The organism is Pseudomonas sp. 3-2, from assembly GCF_019710535.1.
Taxonomy (GTDB): domain Bacteria; phylum Pseudomonadota; class Gammaproteobacteria; order Pseudomonadales; family Pseudomonadaceae; genus Aquipseudomonas; species Aquipseudomonas pharyngis.
The window spans coordinates 3,483,467-3,501,887 of the sequence record NZ_CP081200.1 but is presented as its reverse complement, the minus strand read 5'-3'; the positions used below and the strand labels follow the sequence as shown (position 1 = coordinate 3,501,887).

The window sequence follows — 18,421 nt, the reverse complement described above, 5'->3', positions numbered from 1 at the left end:
TGAGTGATTGGCGTTGTTGCTGAAGATGAGTCTTCCTAGAGGAAGACCTTCAAATACGGCGAAAAATGATGGGGTCCGTGCTACCCGTACGCCTGATGGAATAGTTGAAATAGCCGGTTTTGCCTGGGTTGCTGCTCACCCAGCCTTGCGGAACCCTGAAGTCCATGTAGGAACCCTGGACGTAAGGGATCTCTTGGCTGTCGAGACGTGTCTGACCATCGATGGTTAATGAAATACGTGCCGTGTATTGCGCTTCGAGGGGATTTGGGGCGTAAAGCCTGAGGTTCTCTCTGGCAGCGTTGATCGTGGGTACGCCACAGAGGTGCTTCTGTCGGGTGATGTTGACGTCGAGGTCTTTGGAGGGAATCTCGGGTACTGTGTTCGGCAAAATGACGGTGTAAGAGAATTGGATCTTGTTGGCGATGGCGTCGATTATCACTCGACGCGGGATTGAAAACGTCAATTTTTGCCCGGCTGAAGAAACTGTCTGAGTCTCGCTGCCGTAAGTTTCCGCGCGTCCGATGCAATAGACTCTGACTTTCTGTCCTGCGTTGGAACCCGTGTATTGCACTTCTACGGTGGCGTGGGTGTTCTGATAAAAATCCTTCTCGAAATTCAAGAGCGTACCGTTCGCTTCCTTCGCTTCCAGCACTTTGGGGGGGAGAAGATCGAGGGCAGGCTGTTTCACCTGCACATCGATGTTGGTGGTTGCCGACCAGATCGCCAGCGGGCCCGATGTGTTGCCGAGACTGTCAGTCGCCCGGAAACGAATGGCGAACTGTTTATTGTCCTGCCAGAAATCCTTGGCGAAGAGCTTTATGACCACTTGGCCAAGTAGCGCCTGTGCTGCGGTCACTTTATGCGGATAGGGCCGACCGTCCAGGTCAAGGTTGATGTCGTCGCCTTCTCGCATGTAGGCGTAGCGCAGTGTGACATCGACGCCGTTTGCAGCCTCTGTTGGACCTACGCTCAAGTGGGATACTGAAAGAGTCAGATTCGGATTGTTCCCGGAACCTGGCACTTCTCCTCCCGGGCGTGGTATGTGGACGAGCGTCAACAGTTCAGTTGAATCCGTTCCTCCGGGCTGGACTTGGTTAGTGACCCGCACCACCAGCGTGTTGATGCCATCATTGAAAAAGGCTTTAGGCACGTCATGGAAGAAAGTCCTGCCGTCTTCCCCCGTTTGGATGGTTTTCATGAATAGGGGAGCTCCCTTGTTGATGATCAACCATCCACTATCGTTCACCGCCTGATTGTCCCAGGGAATAATCTCAAGGCGCAGCAAATCGCCGGGCGCGGAGAAGAGTGCAAGCGGTACGCCGTAGTGTGGTTTCACGTTGGGGTCGGGGTAGTAAATGGGGTTCTGAACTCCCCCGACAACTTTGGCGGGATAAACCACAAACGGACTGTTCATATTCTGCACCCCGGTATTCGAGATAGTGGCTGCGTGAGCTGCAGCGGGTACCGTCATCAAACACCGCCCATCCGCGCCTGGCTACTGTCAGATCTGACAGGTAAACCCCGAAAAAATCAGCCGTTCGTCGTAATCTTCCCGTTGCAGACCGGTTGACACGTCCTGGGTTTGTCGTACGCCCCGACGCTGAACCGGCCATGATCGACCTCCGCGGTATCGCTACTCTACGAGGGCAATCAGATGGACGACGTACAGCAACTGGGCGAAATGCTTCGCCACCGAATTTCCTCGCGCAACAGTTACAGAGCCTCATCCCCCGCGACCGGGGTCAGTCCAGAGCGTGGGAACGATCAGTGCGCTGGGCGGGAACGGGCGTCATCAGAGCAGTTCAGTCGACTGGATCAGCCCGACCCCGGCCACCTGCATCCGCTCGATCGCCGCCGCCAGTGATCCATTCAAATCAATCGCCCGGCACGCATCCAGCACCACAAACGCATTGAACCCCGCCGCCCGTGCATCCAGCGCGGAGAACATCACGCAGAAATCCAGCGCCAGGCCGACCATGTACACCGTGTCGATCCCGCGTTCCTTCAGATAACCGGCCAGACCCGTGGTCGTGACGCGATCCGCTTCCAGAAACGCCGAATAGCTGTCGATGTCCGGGTTGCAGCCCTTGCGGATGATCAATTGCGCATGGGGCAGATCAAGTCCCGAATGAAACTCGGCACCGCGTGAGCCCTGAATGCAATGGTCCGGCCACAGAGTCTGCTCGCCATATGGCAGTTGAATCACGTCATACGGCTGGCGGCCAGGATGGCTGGACGCAAACGAAGCATGTCCGGCCGGGTGCCAGTCCTGGGCAATGACCACTTGCGTGAACTGCCCGGCGAGCCGGTTGATCAGCGGAACAATCAAATCACCTTCCGGCACGGCCAGTTGGCCGCCGGGAATGAAGTCGTTCTGCACGTCGATGACCAGCAGGGCTGTGCGTGGCGAAATCGGCATAAATCCATCCTTCTTGGAAAATCACCCGAGCAGCATAGTGACAAAATTCTTTAAACGTTCAGCCTGGTCTTAAACATTTTCGCCATGTCTTCCAGCTCGGAAGCCGGGTGATGGCCGATCAGCATCCAGGCATGTTCGCGTTCGGTCCAGTACACCACGTTCATCCCGTGCCGGCGTTCATGGGCCAGCGGCTGGCTGCCGCTGTTGGTACGGGTGACGCACAGCGCCAGCGGGCCGTGGGTGGCGTCGAGCCAGGTCATCTGGGCGATGGGCACGCCGTCATACTCGAGCAATTGCGCGCGTTTGAACTGCGCGCCGGGCAGTTTCAGTTTCGCCGGCGACAGGCTTACACCCAGCCGCGCATCGACGGTTCGCAACTGCGCCAGTTGCGAGGCTTCATCGGTGGGCAGATGTTCGAGGGTCTGCGGCACATACAGCGCCATGTAATCGCCCACGAGTTCGCGCCAGTTGTGCGATTGCTGCGCTTGCCAGGCCAGAAACAAACGGTCCGCCGCAACAGCTGCGAGCGCCACGCCCGCTGCCGCCGCGCCGATGAACCAGCGCCGGCTGAAACCGGGTTTCTGCGGTGACGGCGCGGCATCGAGCCGGGCCTGCAAACGGTCGAGCGGCGCCTGTTGCGCCTGTTCGTCATAGGCGGCCTTGAACGGCAGGGTGCTGCGGCTCAGCCATTGCACCCGCAAACTCAGCAGCGGATCGTCGGCGATGAGGCCGTCGAGTTGGCTGCGCTGTTCGCGGTCCAGTTCATCGTCCAGATACGCCACCAGTTGCTCGTCGGAAGGCGCATTCATTGCCGGTCTCCTGCGGGGGTGTTCGGTACCGCTTGCAGCGGCGGGTATTCGGCCAGCTTCAGGCGCGCGGTGGCCAAGCGGCTCATGACCGTGCCGATCGGCACTTGCAGGATCTCGGCGACTTCGCGGTAGGACAGGCCTTCGACGTAGGCGAGATAGACGGTCTCGCGCTGGGTTTCCGGCAGCGCATCGACGCGGCGGATCACTTGCGCGGCCATGACGTGGGTCTGCGCGGCGTATTCGCCATCGAAGGTCAGCTGACTTTCGGCATCCGCCACACCCTGGCCCTGGCGCACCCGGCGGGCGCGCACTTCGTTGAGCCAGATCGAATGCAGAATGCTCAGCAGCCAGCGATCCATGCGCGTGCCGGCCACGTACTGGCTCGAACGCTCGAGCGCGCGCGCGCAGGTGGCTTGCACCAGATCCTCGGCCACGTGCCGATTGCGCGACAGCAGCAAGCCGTAACGCCACAGGCGCGCCAGGTGTTGCCCGAGTTCGGCTCTGAAGGCCTGATCGCTGAAAATGTTCGCCTCCGCGTGTCGTGTCAGGTTTTCGATGAATCGTTGATGGCTTGGGCCAGGTCCCGGTATTCCTCGCAGGTCGTGCCGCAGATCGTCTGGATGTGCTGCAACTGTTCCTGCGCCAGATCGACGCGGCCCTTGATGACGTAAGCCTCGCCCAGGTATTCGCGGACCTGCGCGTACTGCGGATCAAGCTTCACCGATTGCAGGTAATAACCGATGCCTTCGTCGGTGCGCCCCAGTTTGCGCGTCGCGTAACCGCGATAGTTGAGAGCCTTGGCGGTGTTCGGTTGTTCCAGCGTATCGAGCAGGGCCAGGGCTTCTTCGTAACGGCCGGCCTTGGCCAGGCGGTAGGCGTAATCGGTCCGGTCGGCGTCGGGCACCAGATGGCTGGTCTGCATCACGCACTTCTGCGTTTTGGTGTCGAACACCTGGCCTTTGGGGCAGTTGGGTTTCTGTACCGGTGCCTCTTCATCGCCATTGGCGAAGGCGAGGGGGCTCGCGAAAACGGCGGCTACCAGCAACGGGGCGGCGAACATAACGGAACGGATAGTCATGGGCAAGGCTCCACAAGGGGTCATGTTTCACTTTGAACACCGCAGGGTGAACATTTATTCATTGGTTTGTCAGGCTTTGTTAAAGGAACGCCGTTTTTCCGGCGCTATGCTGGTCAGCGTTCGTCGTCGATCTGCAGTTCTACCATGGGAGTTTGGCCATGAAAGATCAGGTTCACCACTCGGCCGCCAGCGGTTACAAAACCGCCGCCGACACCTACGTCAAAGGCCGGCCCGACTACCCGCCGGCCGTCAGCGAATGGCTGACCGGCACTCTGGGCCTCGATGCCCACAAGACTGTTATCGACCTCGGCGCCGGCACCGGCAAGTTCACCGGACGGCTGGTGGCGACCGGCGCCCAGGTGATTGCCGTAGAGCCGGTGGCGCAGATGCTGGAAAAACTGTCGGTGGCCTGGCCGCAAGTGCTGGCCCTCAGCGGCACAGCAACGGATTTGCCGCTGCCCGACGCCTCGGTGGATGCCGTGGTGTGCGCGCAAGCCTTTCACTGGTTTGCCCGTACCGAAGCCCTGGATGAAATCGCCCGGGTCCTCAAGCCGGGTGGCAAGCTGGGCCTGATCTGGAACCTGCGCGACACCCGGATCGACTGGGTGCCCAGACTGGATGCCATCGTCAACGCGCTGGAAGGCGACACGCCACGCTTCTACACCGGCGAATGGCGCAAAGCCTTTCCCCATCCGGCGTTCGGGCCGTTGCAGGCGCAGCATTTCCAGCACGGGCATACCGGCGCGCCGGAAGATGTGATTTTCAACCGAGTGCGCTCCACCAGTTTCATTGCCGCGCTGAGCGATCAGCAGCGCGCGAAGATCGACGAGCAAATTGCTGAACTGATTGCCGGCGAGCCGCAGCTGCGGGGCAGGGAGATAGTGACGGTGCCTTACGAGACCGCCGCCTTCGTCGCGGTGAAGAACGGCTAGAGTCCCGCATTTGGCCGAACCGCCGTGCTGATGCCTTGTTATAGTTCGGGCCTCATTTTCAGCCCGGTAAAGGATTTCTGCCATGACTCAATACACCGCCTTCAGCGTCGAACTGGCCGACAACATCGCTCATGTGCAGATCAATCGTCCGGAAAAGATCAACTCGATGAACGCCGCGTTCTGGAGTGAAATCGTCGAGGTGTTCCAGTGGATCGACGACACCGACGAAGTGCGGGTGGTGGTGCTCAGTGGTGCCGGCAAGCACTTTTCCTCGGGCATCGACCTGATGATGCTGGCCGGCGTGGCCAATGAGCTGGGCAAGGATGTCGGCCGCAATGCACGTCTGCTGCGTAAAAAAATCCTGACCCTGCAAGCCTCGTTCAATGCGGTCGACAATTGCCGCAAGCCGGTACTCGCGGCGATCCAGGGTTATTGCCTGGGCGGCGCCATCGACCTGATCGCCGCCTGCGACATGCGCTACGCCGCCGAAGACGCGCAATTCTCGATCAAGGAAATCGACATCGGCATGGCGGCGGACGTCGGCACTCTGCAACGGTTGCCACGGATCATCGGTGACGGCATGCTGCGTGAGCTGGCTTACACCGGTCGCACCTTTGGCGCCGAAGAAGCGCGCAGCATCGGTCTGGTCAATCGCGTCTACAGCGACAAGGACAGCCTGATCGAAGGCGTGATGGAGATTGCCCGGGACATCGCCGGCAAGTCGCCGATCGCGATCACCGGCACCAAGGAAATGATCAGCTACATGCGCGACCATCGCATCGACGACGGTCTCGAGTACGTTGCCACCTGGAACGCCGCCATGTTGCAATCCACCGACTTGCGCGTGGCCATGGCCGCCCATATGAGCAAACAGAAACCCGAATTTCTGGATTGAGAAACCATGACATCTCGCTGGACCACTGCAGTATTGGACACCGATCAACCCGGCGGCTGGGCCGTGGCGCGCAGCCCCGAGGGTTTCCTGTTCGATGACAACGGCGCGCTGTTCCCCCGGGAATGGCTCAAGCGCCAGGACTTATCGATCCTGGCCGAGCACGGTATCGGTCATCTCGATGGCGAACCGGTGTATCTGCTGGAACTGCACAGCACCAGCGAGGTGCCGGGGTGCAACTGGAAAGGCCTGCGGGCGTTCATGCTCGACGGCGATCACACGATCTACAAAGTGCTGGGTTACGCGGCGCAAATCGGGACCTGGGCCCGTGAGCACCGGTTCTGCGGCAATTGCGGTCAGGCCATGACCCAGGTGCCACGGGAGCGGGCGATGTATTGCCAGCCCTGCGACTTGCGCAGTTATCCGCGGATTTCCCCGAGCATGATCGTGCTGGTGACCCGGGGCGATGAAGTGCTGCTGGCGCGCTCACCGCGTTTCGTCACCGGGGTCTACAGTACGCTGGCCGGGTTTGCCGAACCGGGGGAATCGGCCGAGGATTGCCTGATTCGCGAAGTGCGCGAGGAAGTGCAGATCGAGGTGAAGAACATTCAGTACATGGGCAGCCAGTGCTGGCCGTTCCCGCACTCGATGATGCTCGGCTTCCATGCTGAATACGCCGGTGGCGAGATTGTCTGCCAGGAAGACGAGATCGAAGACGCCCAGTGGTTCAACGTGCACGACCTGCCGCCGTTGCCGGCGTCCAAATCGATTGCCCGTTACCTGATCGACGTCTACGTGGCGCGGCGCTTAGGCCACGCTGAACCAGTGCTGCCAGGCTAGGCGCACGGTCAACCCCAACACCACGGTGATGAACACCGGACGAATGAACTTGGCGCCGCCGCTGATCGCGGTGCGCGCCCCGAAGAATGCGCCGACCATCACCGACAGGCCCATGCTCAGGCCGATGATCCAGTCCACCTGCCCGGAAAACACGAACACCGACAGCGCGGCAATGTTGCTGACGAAGTTCATGCTGCGCGCCACGCCGCTGGCCTTGACCAGATCGATCGGGTACAGCAGCAGGCTGCTGACGGTCCAGAACGCGCCAGTGCCGGGGCCGGCCACGCCGTCGTAGAAACCGAGGCTGAAGCCCTGGGTCGATTGCCACTTTTTCTTGATCGGTGCGTCGCTGTCCAGCGGCGCTTTCGGCGTGCCGCCAAACAACAGGTACAGGCCGCAGGCGAAGACGATCACCGGCAGCATTTTGTTCAGCCATTCCGCCGGCAGATAGTGGGCGACGATGGCGCCGGTCAGCGCGCCAACCAGGGTGCCGACGATGGCATGCATCCACTGCCGGGGATGAAACAGCTTGCGCCGATAGAAGGTGAAACTGGCAGTGGCCGAACCGAAGGTCGAACTCAACTTGTTGGTGCCCAGCACCAGGTGCGGAGGCAGGCCGGCGGTGAGCAGCGCAGGCGTGGTCAACAGTCCGCCACCACCGGCGATGGCGTCGATGAATCCGGCAATGAAAGCGACAAGGGCCAGAACGGCCAGGGTGGTGAGGTCAACGCTGAGTTCGAAAGGCATGGAATCGGCTTATTCGGCAGGGCGCAGAGCAGGGCTGCGGGGAGGGCAGTCATGTTACTCATTTCCAGGTGTTGCGGCGACCCATATGGCCCTATCGCGAGCAGGCTCGCTCCCACATTGGAATGCATTCCCACTGTGGGAGCGAGCCTGCTCGCGATAGCTTGGGTCCAGCCACTTCAAATCCCAACTGTTGCCCACCCAACACGCTAACAACAAATCAACCTCTCTCAGTGCATGCCGATTGCCGGAAGCCCCAATAAAACCGGTCTTCAGGGGCTGGCACGCTTGCTGCTCTGGCTTACTCACCTTCATCAACTGTCCCGAGGACACGCCAATGAGTCAGCAAGCCGTGAAATTTGCCTACTGGGTACCGAACGTCAGCGGTGGGCTGGTGGTCAGCAAGATCGAGCAACGCACCGATTGGGGCATCGACTACAACCGCAAGCTGGCGCAACTGGCCGAGGCGGCGGGTTTCGAATACGCCCTGACGCAAATCCGCTTCACTGCGGGCTACGGCGCTGAGTTCCAGCATGAATCGGTTGCCTTCAGCCATGCGCTGCTCGCGGCCACCAGCAAACTCAAAGTCATCGCCGCCATTCTGCCCGGGCCGTGGCAACCGGCGCTGGCGGCCAAACAGTTGGCGACCATCGATCAACTCACCAATGGCCGGATCGCGGTGAACATCGTCAGCGGCTGGTTCAAGGGCGAGTTCCAGGCGATTGGCGAGCATTGGCTGGAGCACGACGAGCGCTACCGTCGCTCGGAAGAGTTTATCCGTTCGCTGCGAGGGATCTGGAGTCAGGACAATTTCACCTTCCGTGGCGATTTCTATCGCTTCGACAACTACAGCCTCAAGCCGAAACCGCTGGGCCGGCCGGAAATCTTTCAGGGCGGCAGTTCTCGTGCCGCGCGGGACATGGCGGCACGGGTGTCGGACTGGTATTTCACCAATGGCAACAGCGTCGAGGGCATCAAGGCGCAGGTCGACGATATTCGCGCCAAAGCGGCGGCGAACCAGCATTCGGTGAAAGTCGGGGTAAATGCTTTTGTGATCGCCCGGGATACCGAGGAAGAAGCCAAAGCAGTGCTGGCGCAGATCATCGATCAGGCGGACCCGGAAGCGGTGAATGCCTTCGGCGATGCGGCGAAACAGGCGGGCAGGGCGTCGCCGGAAGGTGAGGGTAACTGGGCCAAATCGACCTTTGAAGATCTGGTGCAGTACAACGACGGTTTCAAGACCAACCTGATCGGTACGCCACAGCAGATTGCCGAACGGATCGTGGCGTTGAAAGCGGTGGGGGTGGACCTGGTATTGGCGGGATTCCTGCACTTTCAGGAAGAGGTGGAGTATTTCGGCCAGCGGGTGTTGCCTTTGGTGCGGGAACTGGAAGCCAAAGCGCAATCGATCCAGACCGCTGAAGTTGCTTGAAAATCCCTCCTGCACACTATGCAGGAGGGATCGGCTATTTAATTACAGACCCAACTCGGACAACCCCGGATGATCATCCGGGCGGCGACCCAGCGGCCAGTGGAACTTGCGTTCGCTTTCCTTGATCGGCATATCGTTGATGCAGGCGTAGCGCTGGAACATCAGGCCGTGCTCGTCAAATTCCCAGTTCTCGTTGCCGTAGGAACGGAACCAGTTGCCCGAGTCGTCGTGCCACTCGTAGGCGTAGCGCACGGCGATGCGGGTGTCGGAGTAGGCCCAGAGCTCCTTGATCAGGCGGTAATCCAGTTCCTTGGCCCATTTGCGGGTCAGGAAACCCTTGGCTTCTTCGCGGTTGTTAGCGAATTCGGCGCGGTTGCGCCATTTGGTGTCCAGGGTGTAGGCCAGCGACACGCGCTCCGGGTCGCGGGAGTTCCAGCCATCCTCGGCCAGACGAACTTTTTCAATGGCTGATTCACGGTTGAACGGTGGCAATGGCGGACGAACTTCGGCTGCAGTAGACATGTTTGTCTCCCGATCTGTTAACAGTTAAACAACTTGTCAGGCTTATTAAGGCGTTACAGGTCCAATAACTTTCGCGCCATGCATTGCGCATTATCGGCGGCACTGTGATCACCCATCACAAGCGCTACGGTAATGGCGCCGTCAATCAGGATCAGCAACTGTTTGGCCAGCAGTTGCGGGTCCTCGGCCCCATGTTCGGTACACAGCTCGCACAGGTAGTCGAGCAGTTTCTGTTTGTGGTCTTTGGCGACCTGGCGAACCGGATCCTCGGGATCGCCGGTCTCGCCACTGGTATTGATGAAGGCACAGCCCCGGAAGCCTTCCGAGGCGAACCAGCCCTTGAGCACGGTGAACAGGTTGAGCAGGCGGTCGGCCGGGGTCTCGGCCTGATCGACGGCGCTTCTGTACCAGTGCATCCAGCGCACGTCGCGGCGTTGCAGGGCGGCGACGGTCAGCTCCTCCTTGTTGGCGAAGTAGCGGTAGATACTCTTTCTGGAAACGCCGGCGGTTTTCACCAGAAGATCCATGCCGGTGGCGGCGATGCCACTTTTGTAGATCAACTTTTCGGTGACATCCAGAATGATGTCTCGGGTCGTGTCGTTGCGTGTGATTTCGTTCATGTGGTGAACAGTAGAACGATCGTTCTCCTTGGTCAAGCGGATATTTCTTTTATCTGGAAGATAGCGATCGCCAGCAGGCTGGCTCCCACAGAAAAATGCATTTCAGCCGAGGGAACCTGGCGGCTGGTGATGAAGTCATTACAGACACTCACAAGACCCGAAGGAGTTGATGGTGTAAGCTCTCGGGTTCTTCGGATTCGACCCATTGCGAGCCCTATGCCGTTGCTTTTCAAACGCTCTCTGCTGCCCAAACTGCGCAGCTTTCCGCTGACCGCCGAGGCCGTGACGATCCTGCCCGGCGCCGCCGATTTCCGTCGTTGCCTGCTGGAGAAAATCGCCCAGGCGACCCAGCGCATCTACCTCGTCGCGCTTTATCTGCAAAACGATGAAGCCGGCCAGGAAATCCTCGATGCCTTGCACGCCGCCAAACTCAAGCGTCCCGAGCTTGAAATCGCGGTGGTCGTCGACTGGCTGCGGGCCCAGCGCGGCTTGATCGGCGCCGGCAAACAGCCGGGCAACTCGGCGTGGTATCAGGAGATGACCCGCACCCACCAGAGCGTGGTGCCGGTCTACGGCGTGCCGGTGCAGACCCGCGAGCTGTTCGGCGTGCTGCACCTCAAAGGCTTCGTGATCGACGATTGCGTGGTCTACAGCGGTGCGAGCCTGAACAACGTCTACCTGCACAAATTCGACAAGTACCGTTTCGACCGTTATCACGTGTTGCAAAGCCGCGAACTGGCGGACTCGATGCACCATCTGGTCAAGCACGGCCTGATCGAATCGAAAGCGGTGCATCGCCTCGACCTGCCGAACCTGCCGACCACCCGCAGCCTGCGCAACGACATCGGCGACCTGCGCAGCCGCCTCAAATACGCGGCGTACGACACCAGTGCCGGCAGCACGGCGCACACTGGCCTGTCGGTCAGCCCGTTGCTGGGTGTGGGCAAGAACAATCCGCTGAACCGGGTGATTCTTGAGCTGATCGCCAGCGCCCAGAAGCAACTGACCATCTGCACACCGTACTTCAACCTGCCGCTGGGGGTGATCCGCGAGATCAACCGCGCACTGGCGCGCGGCGTGAAGATCGACATCGTGGTCGGCGACAAGACCGCCAACGACTTCTACATTCCGCCGAGCGAGCCGTTCAAGGTGATCGCCGCGCTGCCGTATCTCTACGAGATCAGCCTGCGCCGCTTCGCCAAGCGGCATCAGCGCAACATCGACAGCGGCCAGTTGAACCTGCACCTGTGGCGTGAAGGCGACAACAGCTATCACCTCAAGGGCATGTGGATCGACCAGCGCTACACGTTGCTGACCGGCAATAACCTGAACCCGCGGGCGTTTCGGCTCGATCTGGAAAACGCCTTGCTGATCGATGACCCGAAAGGCGAGTGGCTGGAGCCGCGCCGCCTTGAGCTGGAAAACATCTTCGAACACACCACGCGGATCGAGCGATTCCAGGACCTGGAAGCCTTGCCGGACTACCCGGCGGGCGTGGCCAAGTTCCTCAAGCGTGTGAGTCGGGTGCGGGTCGAGCGGCTGCTCTATCGCATCCTCTGAAAGGAGACATCCACGCCTCAAGGATAAGGCGTGGAGTTTCTATTCAACGGCTTTTACGTTTTAATGCATGCCACTAAAGCGCCACTATTTTTCTTTGCTGGCATGTACCGTCGACGTACAAGGCAAGCACCTCGAATCACGGACGATTATGCAAAACGATACCGTTCAGCCATCCCCCGGACAGATCAAGTTCGCAGAGGATCTGGCCAAAAAGGCCGGCATCCCTGTCCCCGCCGACGTGCGCAGCGATAAGAAAAAGTGCAGTGCCTTCATCTCGCGGCATAAAGATACAGCTGCAAGCGCCGCAAAACTTTCTGAGGAAGGCGTGAGCGCCACTCCGTCTGACGCTCAGCGCGCCTACATCAATAAAATCGCCAAGGCCCTGCCCGAACTGGTAACGCCCGAAGTCCTGGCGGTTGCCTTGAGCGATCTGGCTGGCTGCAACGCATTCATCGGGAAGTTTGGGGATCAGTTCAAGCAACATTGTGCCGTGCAGAAGCAGGAGCAGGCCGCCAAGGCTGAGCTTAACGCAAGGCGGAAGCTGGAATACCTGATCAGGGGCCTTGAGTGCATTACCCCGCAATTGCGCCAGAGTGTGGCTGCCGCAGCCAGCTGGGAAGAAAAGCAAGAAGTCGTTGAAACGTATAAAAAGGCCGGTAAAAGTGGCTTTACCCGGCTTGATGCCTCGAAGCTTGCGTCCATCAACCACAAGCTGGTTGGCTATTGGCTTGAAGGGCTCAAAAGCACGGCTTTCGATGCGATGGGCAAGTTGGAAAACCTGCTGGGTGACAAGCCCCGACGCCCATTCAGTCTGGAGATGATTGCAACGCGATTGCTGACGGAACCTTGCGAGGGCTTGTCGTTCGATGCGCCATCGGCCCCGGTGCGCCATCTGGTGTTCAAACTCGAAAAAAACGTTGCGGGCAAGCTGAATTCCACAGTGTTGAGTGTTTTGCCGTTACACGCCATTGCGCTCGCGGGTTCCGAACCCGGCTGTTGTGGTTGGGCACTTTCAAAAGAGCGTGTCCCGCTGTTCAATCGCGATCTCCTGGGGGAAACAGCCCGCCTGCCGGGTCTGTTGTTCGATGACGTTGAAGCCTACGACCAGTGGGCGCTCGGGCAGATGTCGATCAAAAGTACAGGCACTGACGAGGTCGCCCCCGAGCAGTCGTTGAAAGAAGCGCTGAAGTTGTGGGATGAGGCGTTTTCCAGGCTTTCAGGGGCACAAGGCTTGAGTGGCTGGATTGAGCGCTTTCGCCTGACTCAGGCCAACTTTCCGGCATTGAAAAACTACAAACCGGTTTTCACGCTGGTGAATGGCGGTGCCGTCAAAGGTGCAACTCAGCATGTCTGTAATGCCTATGAGCAACTGCTGGCCGACGAATCGCTGATGGGCCGCAGCGAGCTCAATTTGTTCAAGCGACTGTCACATATCGACAAACCCGGCAATGAGCGGACTTACGATCCTTTCCATGAGCAGTATGGCGCTGATCATCTGCTGGCCTATTTCGGCCATATGGACTCGCTCAAGAACGGCAAGCGAGAGGCTTACGCGCTGGATCCCGCACAGCGCGACGCGTTGATTGCGCTGAGGCACACCGATGACGGTCAGTTGCTGGCGGTCAATGGTCCCCCAGGAACGGGGAAGACCAGCCTGTTGCGAGGTGTGATTGCCAGCGCCTGGGTCGAGCCACTGTTATCGGAGGTCGACGATCCGGCCTGCCCCATGATCCTTGCCTGCGCAGCGACCAATCAGGCGGTGACCAACGTCATTTCCAGCTTTCAGGAAGCGCCGGGACCGGCACTGTTCGACAGCGCCGGTAACCTGCTGGAAGACGCCGTGACCGGAATCGACAGTCGCTGGTTACCCCATCTGAACTCCTATGGCTGGTTTGCCCCGCCCAGTGACAACCAGGAAAGACGGCGTGATTATGGGAGCTACCAGTGGGTGTTGCGCAGTTCCCATCGTGACCCCTGGACATATGACGGTTGCGTCAAACCTTTCGGGAGTGTCAGTGCACAGAAGCTCGAATCGGGTTTTCTGAGGTGCGCGCGTGAATATTTCGGGCAGTCGTTAAGCCTGGAGGAGGCGGTCGGCAGGCTTCGCGGGCAGGTTCAGACCGGTCATGCCGCCATTGTCGATCTGTATCGGTCCTTGTCTAAATGGCTGGCACTGCTGGCCGACCTCGAGCAGGTTGCCCCCTGGACTCCGGGCCAGGAACTCGCGCGTCGACAATTACAGCAACAGAAGAGGGATCGCACTGCCGATCACGGTTTGCGCAGCCGTCTGCAGTCAGAAATCGAAGGCATCAATACCCGGCTCGCGAGGCTGGCGCCGATCATCGACTTTGATCGGCTGAGCGATGGCTACGCAGGTTTGCTGGATCAATTGCCAGACGACGATGTCTTGAACGCACAGGGAGCGTTTGCCCACACCCGGCAGACGCTCGCACTGGCAGGCAAGGTCGGGGCGACGATCAAGAAACAGCATGAATACAGCGTCCTCCAGTGGATCGGGGACAAACTGGCGGCAGTTTTTACCCCGGGAGCTCAGGAGCGCGATCTGGCGAAACTGGCCGAAGCGTTGAGGGCTTGCGGAGTTGTCGTGCCTGCGCACAGACAAGGCTACGAGGAATACGCCGGTTTGCTGGCCGATCGTATTGAGGTCTTGCAAAACCGCTTGCAGGATCAGGCGGCGCAAGGGCTGGCGATGTACATGAGCCGTTGCGGCGTCCATCTGACAATGGACCCGGACGGACGCCGTCAATGGCCGGCTCTGGTGGAGGCTCATCGTTCCCGTTTAACGCTGGCCCGGACAGCGTGCATGGTCCGCCTGGACAAGCTTGAGCAGCGTCACGCTGAAGAAGAGGCGCAATTGCTTGAGCTGGATCAGCATTGGCGCACCTATGAATCCGCTCAGGAGCAACTGGCTCTGTCGCGGGTGTCGGTCGAACAGTCGTTGCAGCGCCTTGGGCTGGATCCGTCGCATCCAGCGTTGCTGACAGACCGTCTGGAGATGCTCCAGAAATGCTGCCATGCCGGTCAGGCACCTTCGGCGGATTTCTTCAAAAATCTGGCGGCACTGCTCAAGCAGCTCCAGGACTGGCTGGATGTGAATGTGCGCACTGCGTTGTTCCATGGAGCCGCGCGGTATTGGGAAGGCCGCTATATTCTTTCGCGGCATCTGCGCACAGCCAACCTGAAAAAGGATGAAACATGGGTTGCGTCCAATGCAGCGCAACTGCGTGAACTGGCGATGCTTGCCCCGGTGTTTGTCGTGACAGCGTATTCCGCACCGAAACTGATGCGCTGTGACGTGAAGGACCTGAATGCCGATTCGCAGCTGTACCTGTTCGGGATGGCGGATCTGTTGATCGTTGACGAAGCGGGGCAGGGCACGCCGGACATCGGTGCCAGTGCCTTCATGTTCGCCCGCAAGGCCATCGTGGTGGGGGATGTTGCGCAACTGGAGCCCGTATGGGCGATGGAGAAGGCCAGCGATACCAGTCTGGTGCAGCGTTTCGAACTGGCCTCCCATGTCACTGGCGCGGAACTGACACCCTACCGGGCGCTGGAGCCCAGTGGAGCCTTGCTCGCCAGCGGCAGCGTGATGCGCATGGCGCAGAAAGTCTCACAGTGGTTCAACCCGGCCTTCGTCCATGCGCCGGGATTGACGCTGACCAACCATTATCGATGCCTTGAACCCATCATCACGATCTGCAATGACATGGTATACGCGGGTGACCTTGCGGTGGCGACGCGCGCTCCGGCGACGCTGTGGCGCCCTGAACTGCAAAGACTCGGCTTTCTGGTGACTGAGGAAGTGAAGGAGACGAAGCACCCAAGCGGATCGCGGCGCAATGAAAAAGAGGCGCAGTGCATCGCGCAGTGGGTTCATGAAAACGAGGCGAGCCTTGTTCGGCATTACGGCAAGCCGCTGAGCGATCTAGTGGCCATCGTGACGCCGTTCAAGGGGCAGATCCCGGTGCTTCAGCGGGCACTGGCCGAGCGTTATGGCGTCCAGCACGACATGGATAACAAAGACGCACTGCACAACCGGATGGTGATCGACACCGTACATTCGTTGCAAGGCGCGGAAAAACACATCGTGATCTTTGCCATGGTCGATACACATGACCCGGATGCGCAGCACTTTTATGACAAGGGCGCGAACCTGATCAATGTGGCGGTTTCCCGTGCGAAGGAAATGTTCATCGTAGCGTTGTCCCAGAACGCTCTGGATTATGGCCGCAGTCTTAGCGCCGAGACATTGAACAAACCCAGCGATTATTTATGGCATGCGCTAGCCACTGGTGGCTCGCGACTGAACCAGCGTCATCTGGTGCTGGTCGAGTCGCCGTACAAGCGCAGTGTTGTACATGCCGCTCTGGGCGACAGTATCGAATGGGAGATTCAAGCCACCGGAGGCCATATTTCGCAGCTTCAGGCCCCGGAGAAGTGGGACGCCAGGCAAGCTTCGAAGCCTGTGTGGGGACCTTTGAACGACGCGGGGCTGAGGGTGTTCGACCGTGTTGCAAGGTTGTGGTCTGATCTGGACACGGTTTACCTGGCAACGGATGCGGATGCGGAAGGCGAATTGATTGCCTGGCATTGCCTCAGGGTGCTTCAGGAACGTCTGGCCCGTGCAGACCTGGGCGCCGGCGGCAGTGGCCCGCACATCAAACGGGTGCGCTTCAACAATCTCCAGCCGGCGACCCTGCGTGATGCCTTTGACCAGCCTGCACAGGGGCTCGATGCGGGGCTGGTCAAAAGCGCGCTGGCAAGAAATCTGCTCGACCACCTGCTGAGCACACAATACCCGGCCCGGATCGGTCGCAGCAGGCCGAACGTGCCCGCCAAGGGTATTGGTCGAGTGCAGTTGGGTCTATTGGACCTTGTCCAGCAGGCCGCGAAGGAACCGGCTCGGTATGTGGTGCAGGTGGAAATTCCCCTGGAAGGTGATCAAGTACTGAAAACCTTTGCCTGCCCTGTTTCGAAGCAGCCTGCCGTGATCTGGGAAACCGAGGATCCGGCATCCGCCGACAAAGCGTTGAAGGCTATCGAGAAAACACTGCTGGGGCACTCCGGTGACATCTCGATGCAGCTATCAACCGGACCCTTGCAACAGCTCGATACCTACCCGGCGCTCAACACAGCCCGCATGCTGGCATTGGGTTGGCGTGCAAGGCGACTTTGGCCGGAGCGCGTCATGGAGGCGCTGCAAGCGCTTTATGAAGGGCAATCCGAAATTTCCCAAAAGCTGCCGGATACAACGGGATCGACGCTGCACCAATCGGAGAGCATTCAATGACTTCGCACGCTTTATCGGCTCATCCGATGCTGGAGCCCCTTGACTACGAACTGACGCCAGACCGTGCAGCTTCAATGCTCAAAGGCGACTTGCTATACGTCTACCAATTGCTATGGAAAAGCGCAGTCGCCACTGCGATGGATGGGCCGGCACTGCGTGAGCAATTGCTTGAAATCCGTCTTCATCCTGCTGCAACGCTGCCAGAAAGTGCTTCGGGACTGGTGTTGCAATCGATTCAGGAAGACTGCGTCGACCCCGGCTGGCGAACGTTGTTGCCCGATGAAGGCGCGCTCGGGAAAAACCCGCTCAGCCCTTTCGTTTACCCCTTCCCGTGCAATCTGGATGAGAGTCTTCGGGCATTGCCTGCGGGCCAGAGAGGGCAGAATGGTACGAGGGTGCACGATGGTCAGGCCTGTCTGGGTTTGAGATCGTTGTTGCCCGAGGTCAAAGAATGGCGGGCGAGCAAGGTCAATCTGACGCCGGGCCTGAGTGTGGATCAATTGTTGGAGCAAATGGCCGACCAATCCGTAGGACGACCTTCGACATTCGCCAGTACATTTCATCGCGCACTCGATAATCAGTTGATCGAACTCAAGGATGGCTGTCTGGAGGTCGGTTTACTGGGGCGGGACATACTCGACGATATCGCGCTTCACCCGCAGATCGACGCTTTGGGCGCGTCCTATAGCCAGTCACTGGATACTGCACTCAAGTCCGTGGAGCAGGATCAGACACAAGCCGGTCGCGTACTCGATGAGTTCAGCCAGCGAGCCCTGGGGCAAAGCACGGGACTGGCTCAATGGCTCGATGAGTTAGTCATTGAAGGCGAAAGCCTGAACCAGGCGTTGGCTCGGGCCGAATCGCGTCTGCCGATCGCCAATAGCTGGGAGGGGACAAGCCTGCCTGCCGGGCTTGCACCACAACTGTTGACTCGCCGTCCGGCGGAGGCCGTGGTGTTGCGTGAAGAAATCGATGGTTTGTTCTTCCATGCCGATCCCCAGCGCTGGAAGCGGTTCAGCGCTCGCGAGCGCGCTGCCTGCAGGGTTGCCATTCTCACGCTGAGTGATACTCGCTCCAAAGCGCAATGGCTGGCACTGGTTGGTCGTGACATTGCCTGGCGTTACTGGGTAGACCTTGGGCCGGAGGAGTCACCGCTCAATGATGAGGATCTCGGTGAAGCCCTCCAGCATGTGCAGACATTACCGGTCGAAATACGCATGAGCCTGCCAAGCAAGGCTGAAACCGCCGAATCGTTCATCTGA

The 18,421-nt window shown here is 59.4% G+C and carries 15 protein-coding genes; 7 read left to right on the top strand and 8 right to left on the bottom strand.

The annotated features are described in order from the left end of the window. Window positions 1-49: 49 nt before the first annotated feature. The 5 genes from K3819_RS15720 to K3819_RS15700 form a co-directional block, all read right to left on the bottom strand. Complete coding sequence (locus K3819_RS15720; RefSeq protein ID WP_221397420.1) at window positions 50-1,414, bottom strand: hypothetical protein; 1,365 nt, start codon at window positions 1,412-1,414, stop codon at window positions 50-52. Between the two features lie 378 nt (window positions 1,415-1,792). Further along, the gene (gene pncA, locus K3819_RS15715) at window positions 1,793-2,419 is read right to left on the bottom strand and encodes a bifunctional nicotinamidase/pyrazinamidase (protein ID WP_221397419.1); all 627 of its coding nucleotides are present in this window, start codon (window positions 2,417-2,419) and stop codon (window positions 1,793-1,795) included. Between the two features lie 50 nt (window positions 2,420-2,469). After that, entirely contained in the window at window positions 2,470-3,228 is a 759-nt protein-coding gene (locus tag K3819_RS15710; protein ID WP_221397418.1) for an anti-sigma factor, read from the bottom strand. Then, window positions 3,225-3,683 carry a sigma-70 family RNA polymerase sigma factor gene (locus K3819_RS15705; protein WP_256575331.1) on the bottom strand — a complete coding sequence of 153 codons (459 nt, stop codon included), beginning with the start codon at window positions 3,681-3,683 and terminating at the stop codon, window positions 3,225-3,227. Before K3819_RS15705 ends, K3819_RS15710 begins: the two co-directional genes overlap by 4 nt. 89 nt (window positions 3,684-3,772) lie before the next feature. Beyond that, window positions 3,773-4,306 (bottom strand): tetratricopeptide repeat protein, encoded by a 534-nt coding sequence (locus tag K3819_RS15700; RefSeq protein WP_085610385.1) that lies wholly within the window; start codon window positions 4,304-4,306, stop codon window positions 3,773-3,775. Between the two features lie 158 nt (window positions 4,307-4,464). Here K3819_RS15700 and K3819_RS15695 point away from each other — a divergent pair, with 158 nt between their 5' ends. The 3 genes from K3819_RS15695 to nudC all read left to right on the top strand — a co-directional run bounded on the left by K3819_RS15695 (window position 4,465) and on the right by nudC (window position 6,970). Then, window positions 4,465-5,238: a class I SAM-dependent methyltransferase gene (locus K3819_RS15695; RefSeq protein ID WP_221397417.1), complete on the top strand. Its 774-nt coding sequence runs from the start codon at window positions 4,465-4,467 to the stop codon at window positions 5,236-5,238. A gap of 82 nt (window positions 5,239-5,320) precedes the next feature. Then, entirely contained in the window at window positions 5,321-6,133 is an 813-nt protein-coding gene (locus K3819_RS15690; RefSeq protein ID WP_085610383.1) for a crotonase/enoyl-CoA hydratase family protein, read from the top strand. Between the two features lie 6 nt (window positions 6,134-6,139). Further along, window positions 6,140-6,970 carry an NAD(+) diphosphatase gene (gene nudC, locus K3819_RS15685; protein WP_064381471.1) on the top strand — a complete coding sequence of 277 codons (831 nt, stop codon included), beginning with the start codon at window positions 6,140-6,142 and terminating at the stop codon, window positions 6,968-6,970. Here nudC and K3819_RS15680 read toward each other — a convergent pair. Then, window positions 6,938-7,717 (bottom strand): TSUP family transporter, encoded by a 780-nt coding sequence (locus K3819_RS15680; protein ID WP_027611974.1) that lies wholly within the window; start codon window positions 7,715-7,717, stop codon window positions 6,938-6,940. The genes nudC and K3819_RS15680 overlap by 33 nt on opposite strands. Window positions 7,718-8,051: 334 nt before the next feature. Between K3819_RS15680 and sfnG the strand changes: the two genes are divergently transcribed. Further along, a complete protein-coding gene (sfnG, locus tag K3819_RS15675; RefSeq protein ID WP_085610382.1) occupies window positions 8,052-9,146 on the top strand; it encodes a dimethylsulfone monooxygenase SfnG in 1,095 nt (364 codons plus the stop codon). A 42-nt stretch (window positions 9,147-9,188) separates the two neighbouring features. Here sfnG and K3819_RS15670 read toward each other — a convergent pair whose 3' ends face one another. Together K3819_RS15670 and K3819_RS15665 are read right to left on the bottom strand one after the other, a co-directional pair. After that, window positions 9,189-9,668 carry a nuclear transport factor 2 family protein gene (locus K3819_RS15670; RefSeq protein WP_007951263.1) on the bottom strand — a complete coding sequence of 160 codons (480 nt, stop codon included), beginning with the start codon at window positions 9,666-9,668 and terminating at the stop codon, window positions 9,189-9,191. A 53-nt stretch (window positions 9,669-9,721) separates the two neighbouring features. Beyond that, on the bottom strand, window positions 9,722-10,288 hold the full coding sequence (locus K3819_RS15665; RefSeq protein WP_074690500.1) for a TetR/AcrR family transcriptional regulator: 567 nt from the start codon (window positions 10,286-10,288) through the stop codon (window positions 9,722-9,724). A 216-nt stretch (window positions 10,289-10,504) separates the two neighbouring features. Here K3819_RS15665 and pssA point away from each other — a divergent pair, with 216 nt between their 5' ends. The 3 genes from pssA to K3819_RS15650 all read left to right on the top strand — a co-directional run bounded on the left by pssA (window position 10,505) and on the right by K3819_RS15650 (window position 18,421). After that, window positions 10,505-11,848, top strand: coding sequence for a CDP-diacylglycerol--serine O-phosphatidyltransferase (gene pssA, locus K3819_RS15660; protein ID WP_085610381.1), 1,344 nt, complete (start codon window positions 10,505-10,507; stop codon window positions 11,846-11,848). A gap of 67 nt (window positions 11,849-11,915) precedes the next feature. Further along, window positions 11,916-17,159 carry an AAA domain-containing protein gene (locus K3819_RS15655; protein ID WP_221397416.1) on the top strand — a complete coding sequence of 1,748 codons (5,244 nt, stop codon included), beginning with the start codon at window positions 11,916-11,918 and terminating at the stop codon, window positions 17,157-17,159. Next, window positions 17,156-18,421, top strand: coding sequence for a hypothetical protein (locus K3819_RS15650; RefSeq protein WP_221397415.1), 1,266 nt, complete (start codon window positions 17,156-17,158; stop codon window positions 18,419-18,421). The genes K3819_RS15655 and K3819_RS15650 overlap by 4 nt, the downstream gene beginning before the upstream one ends.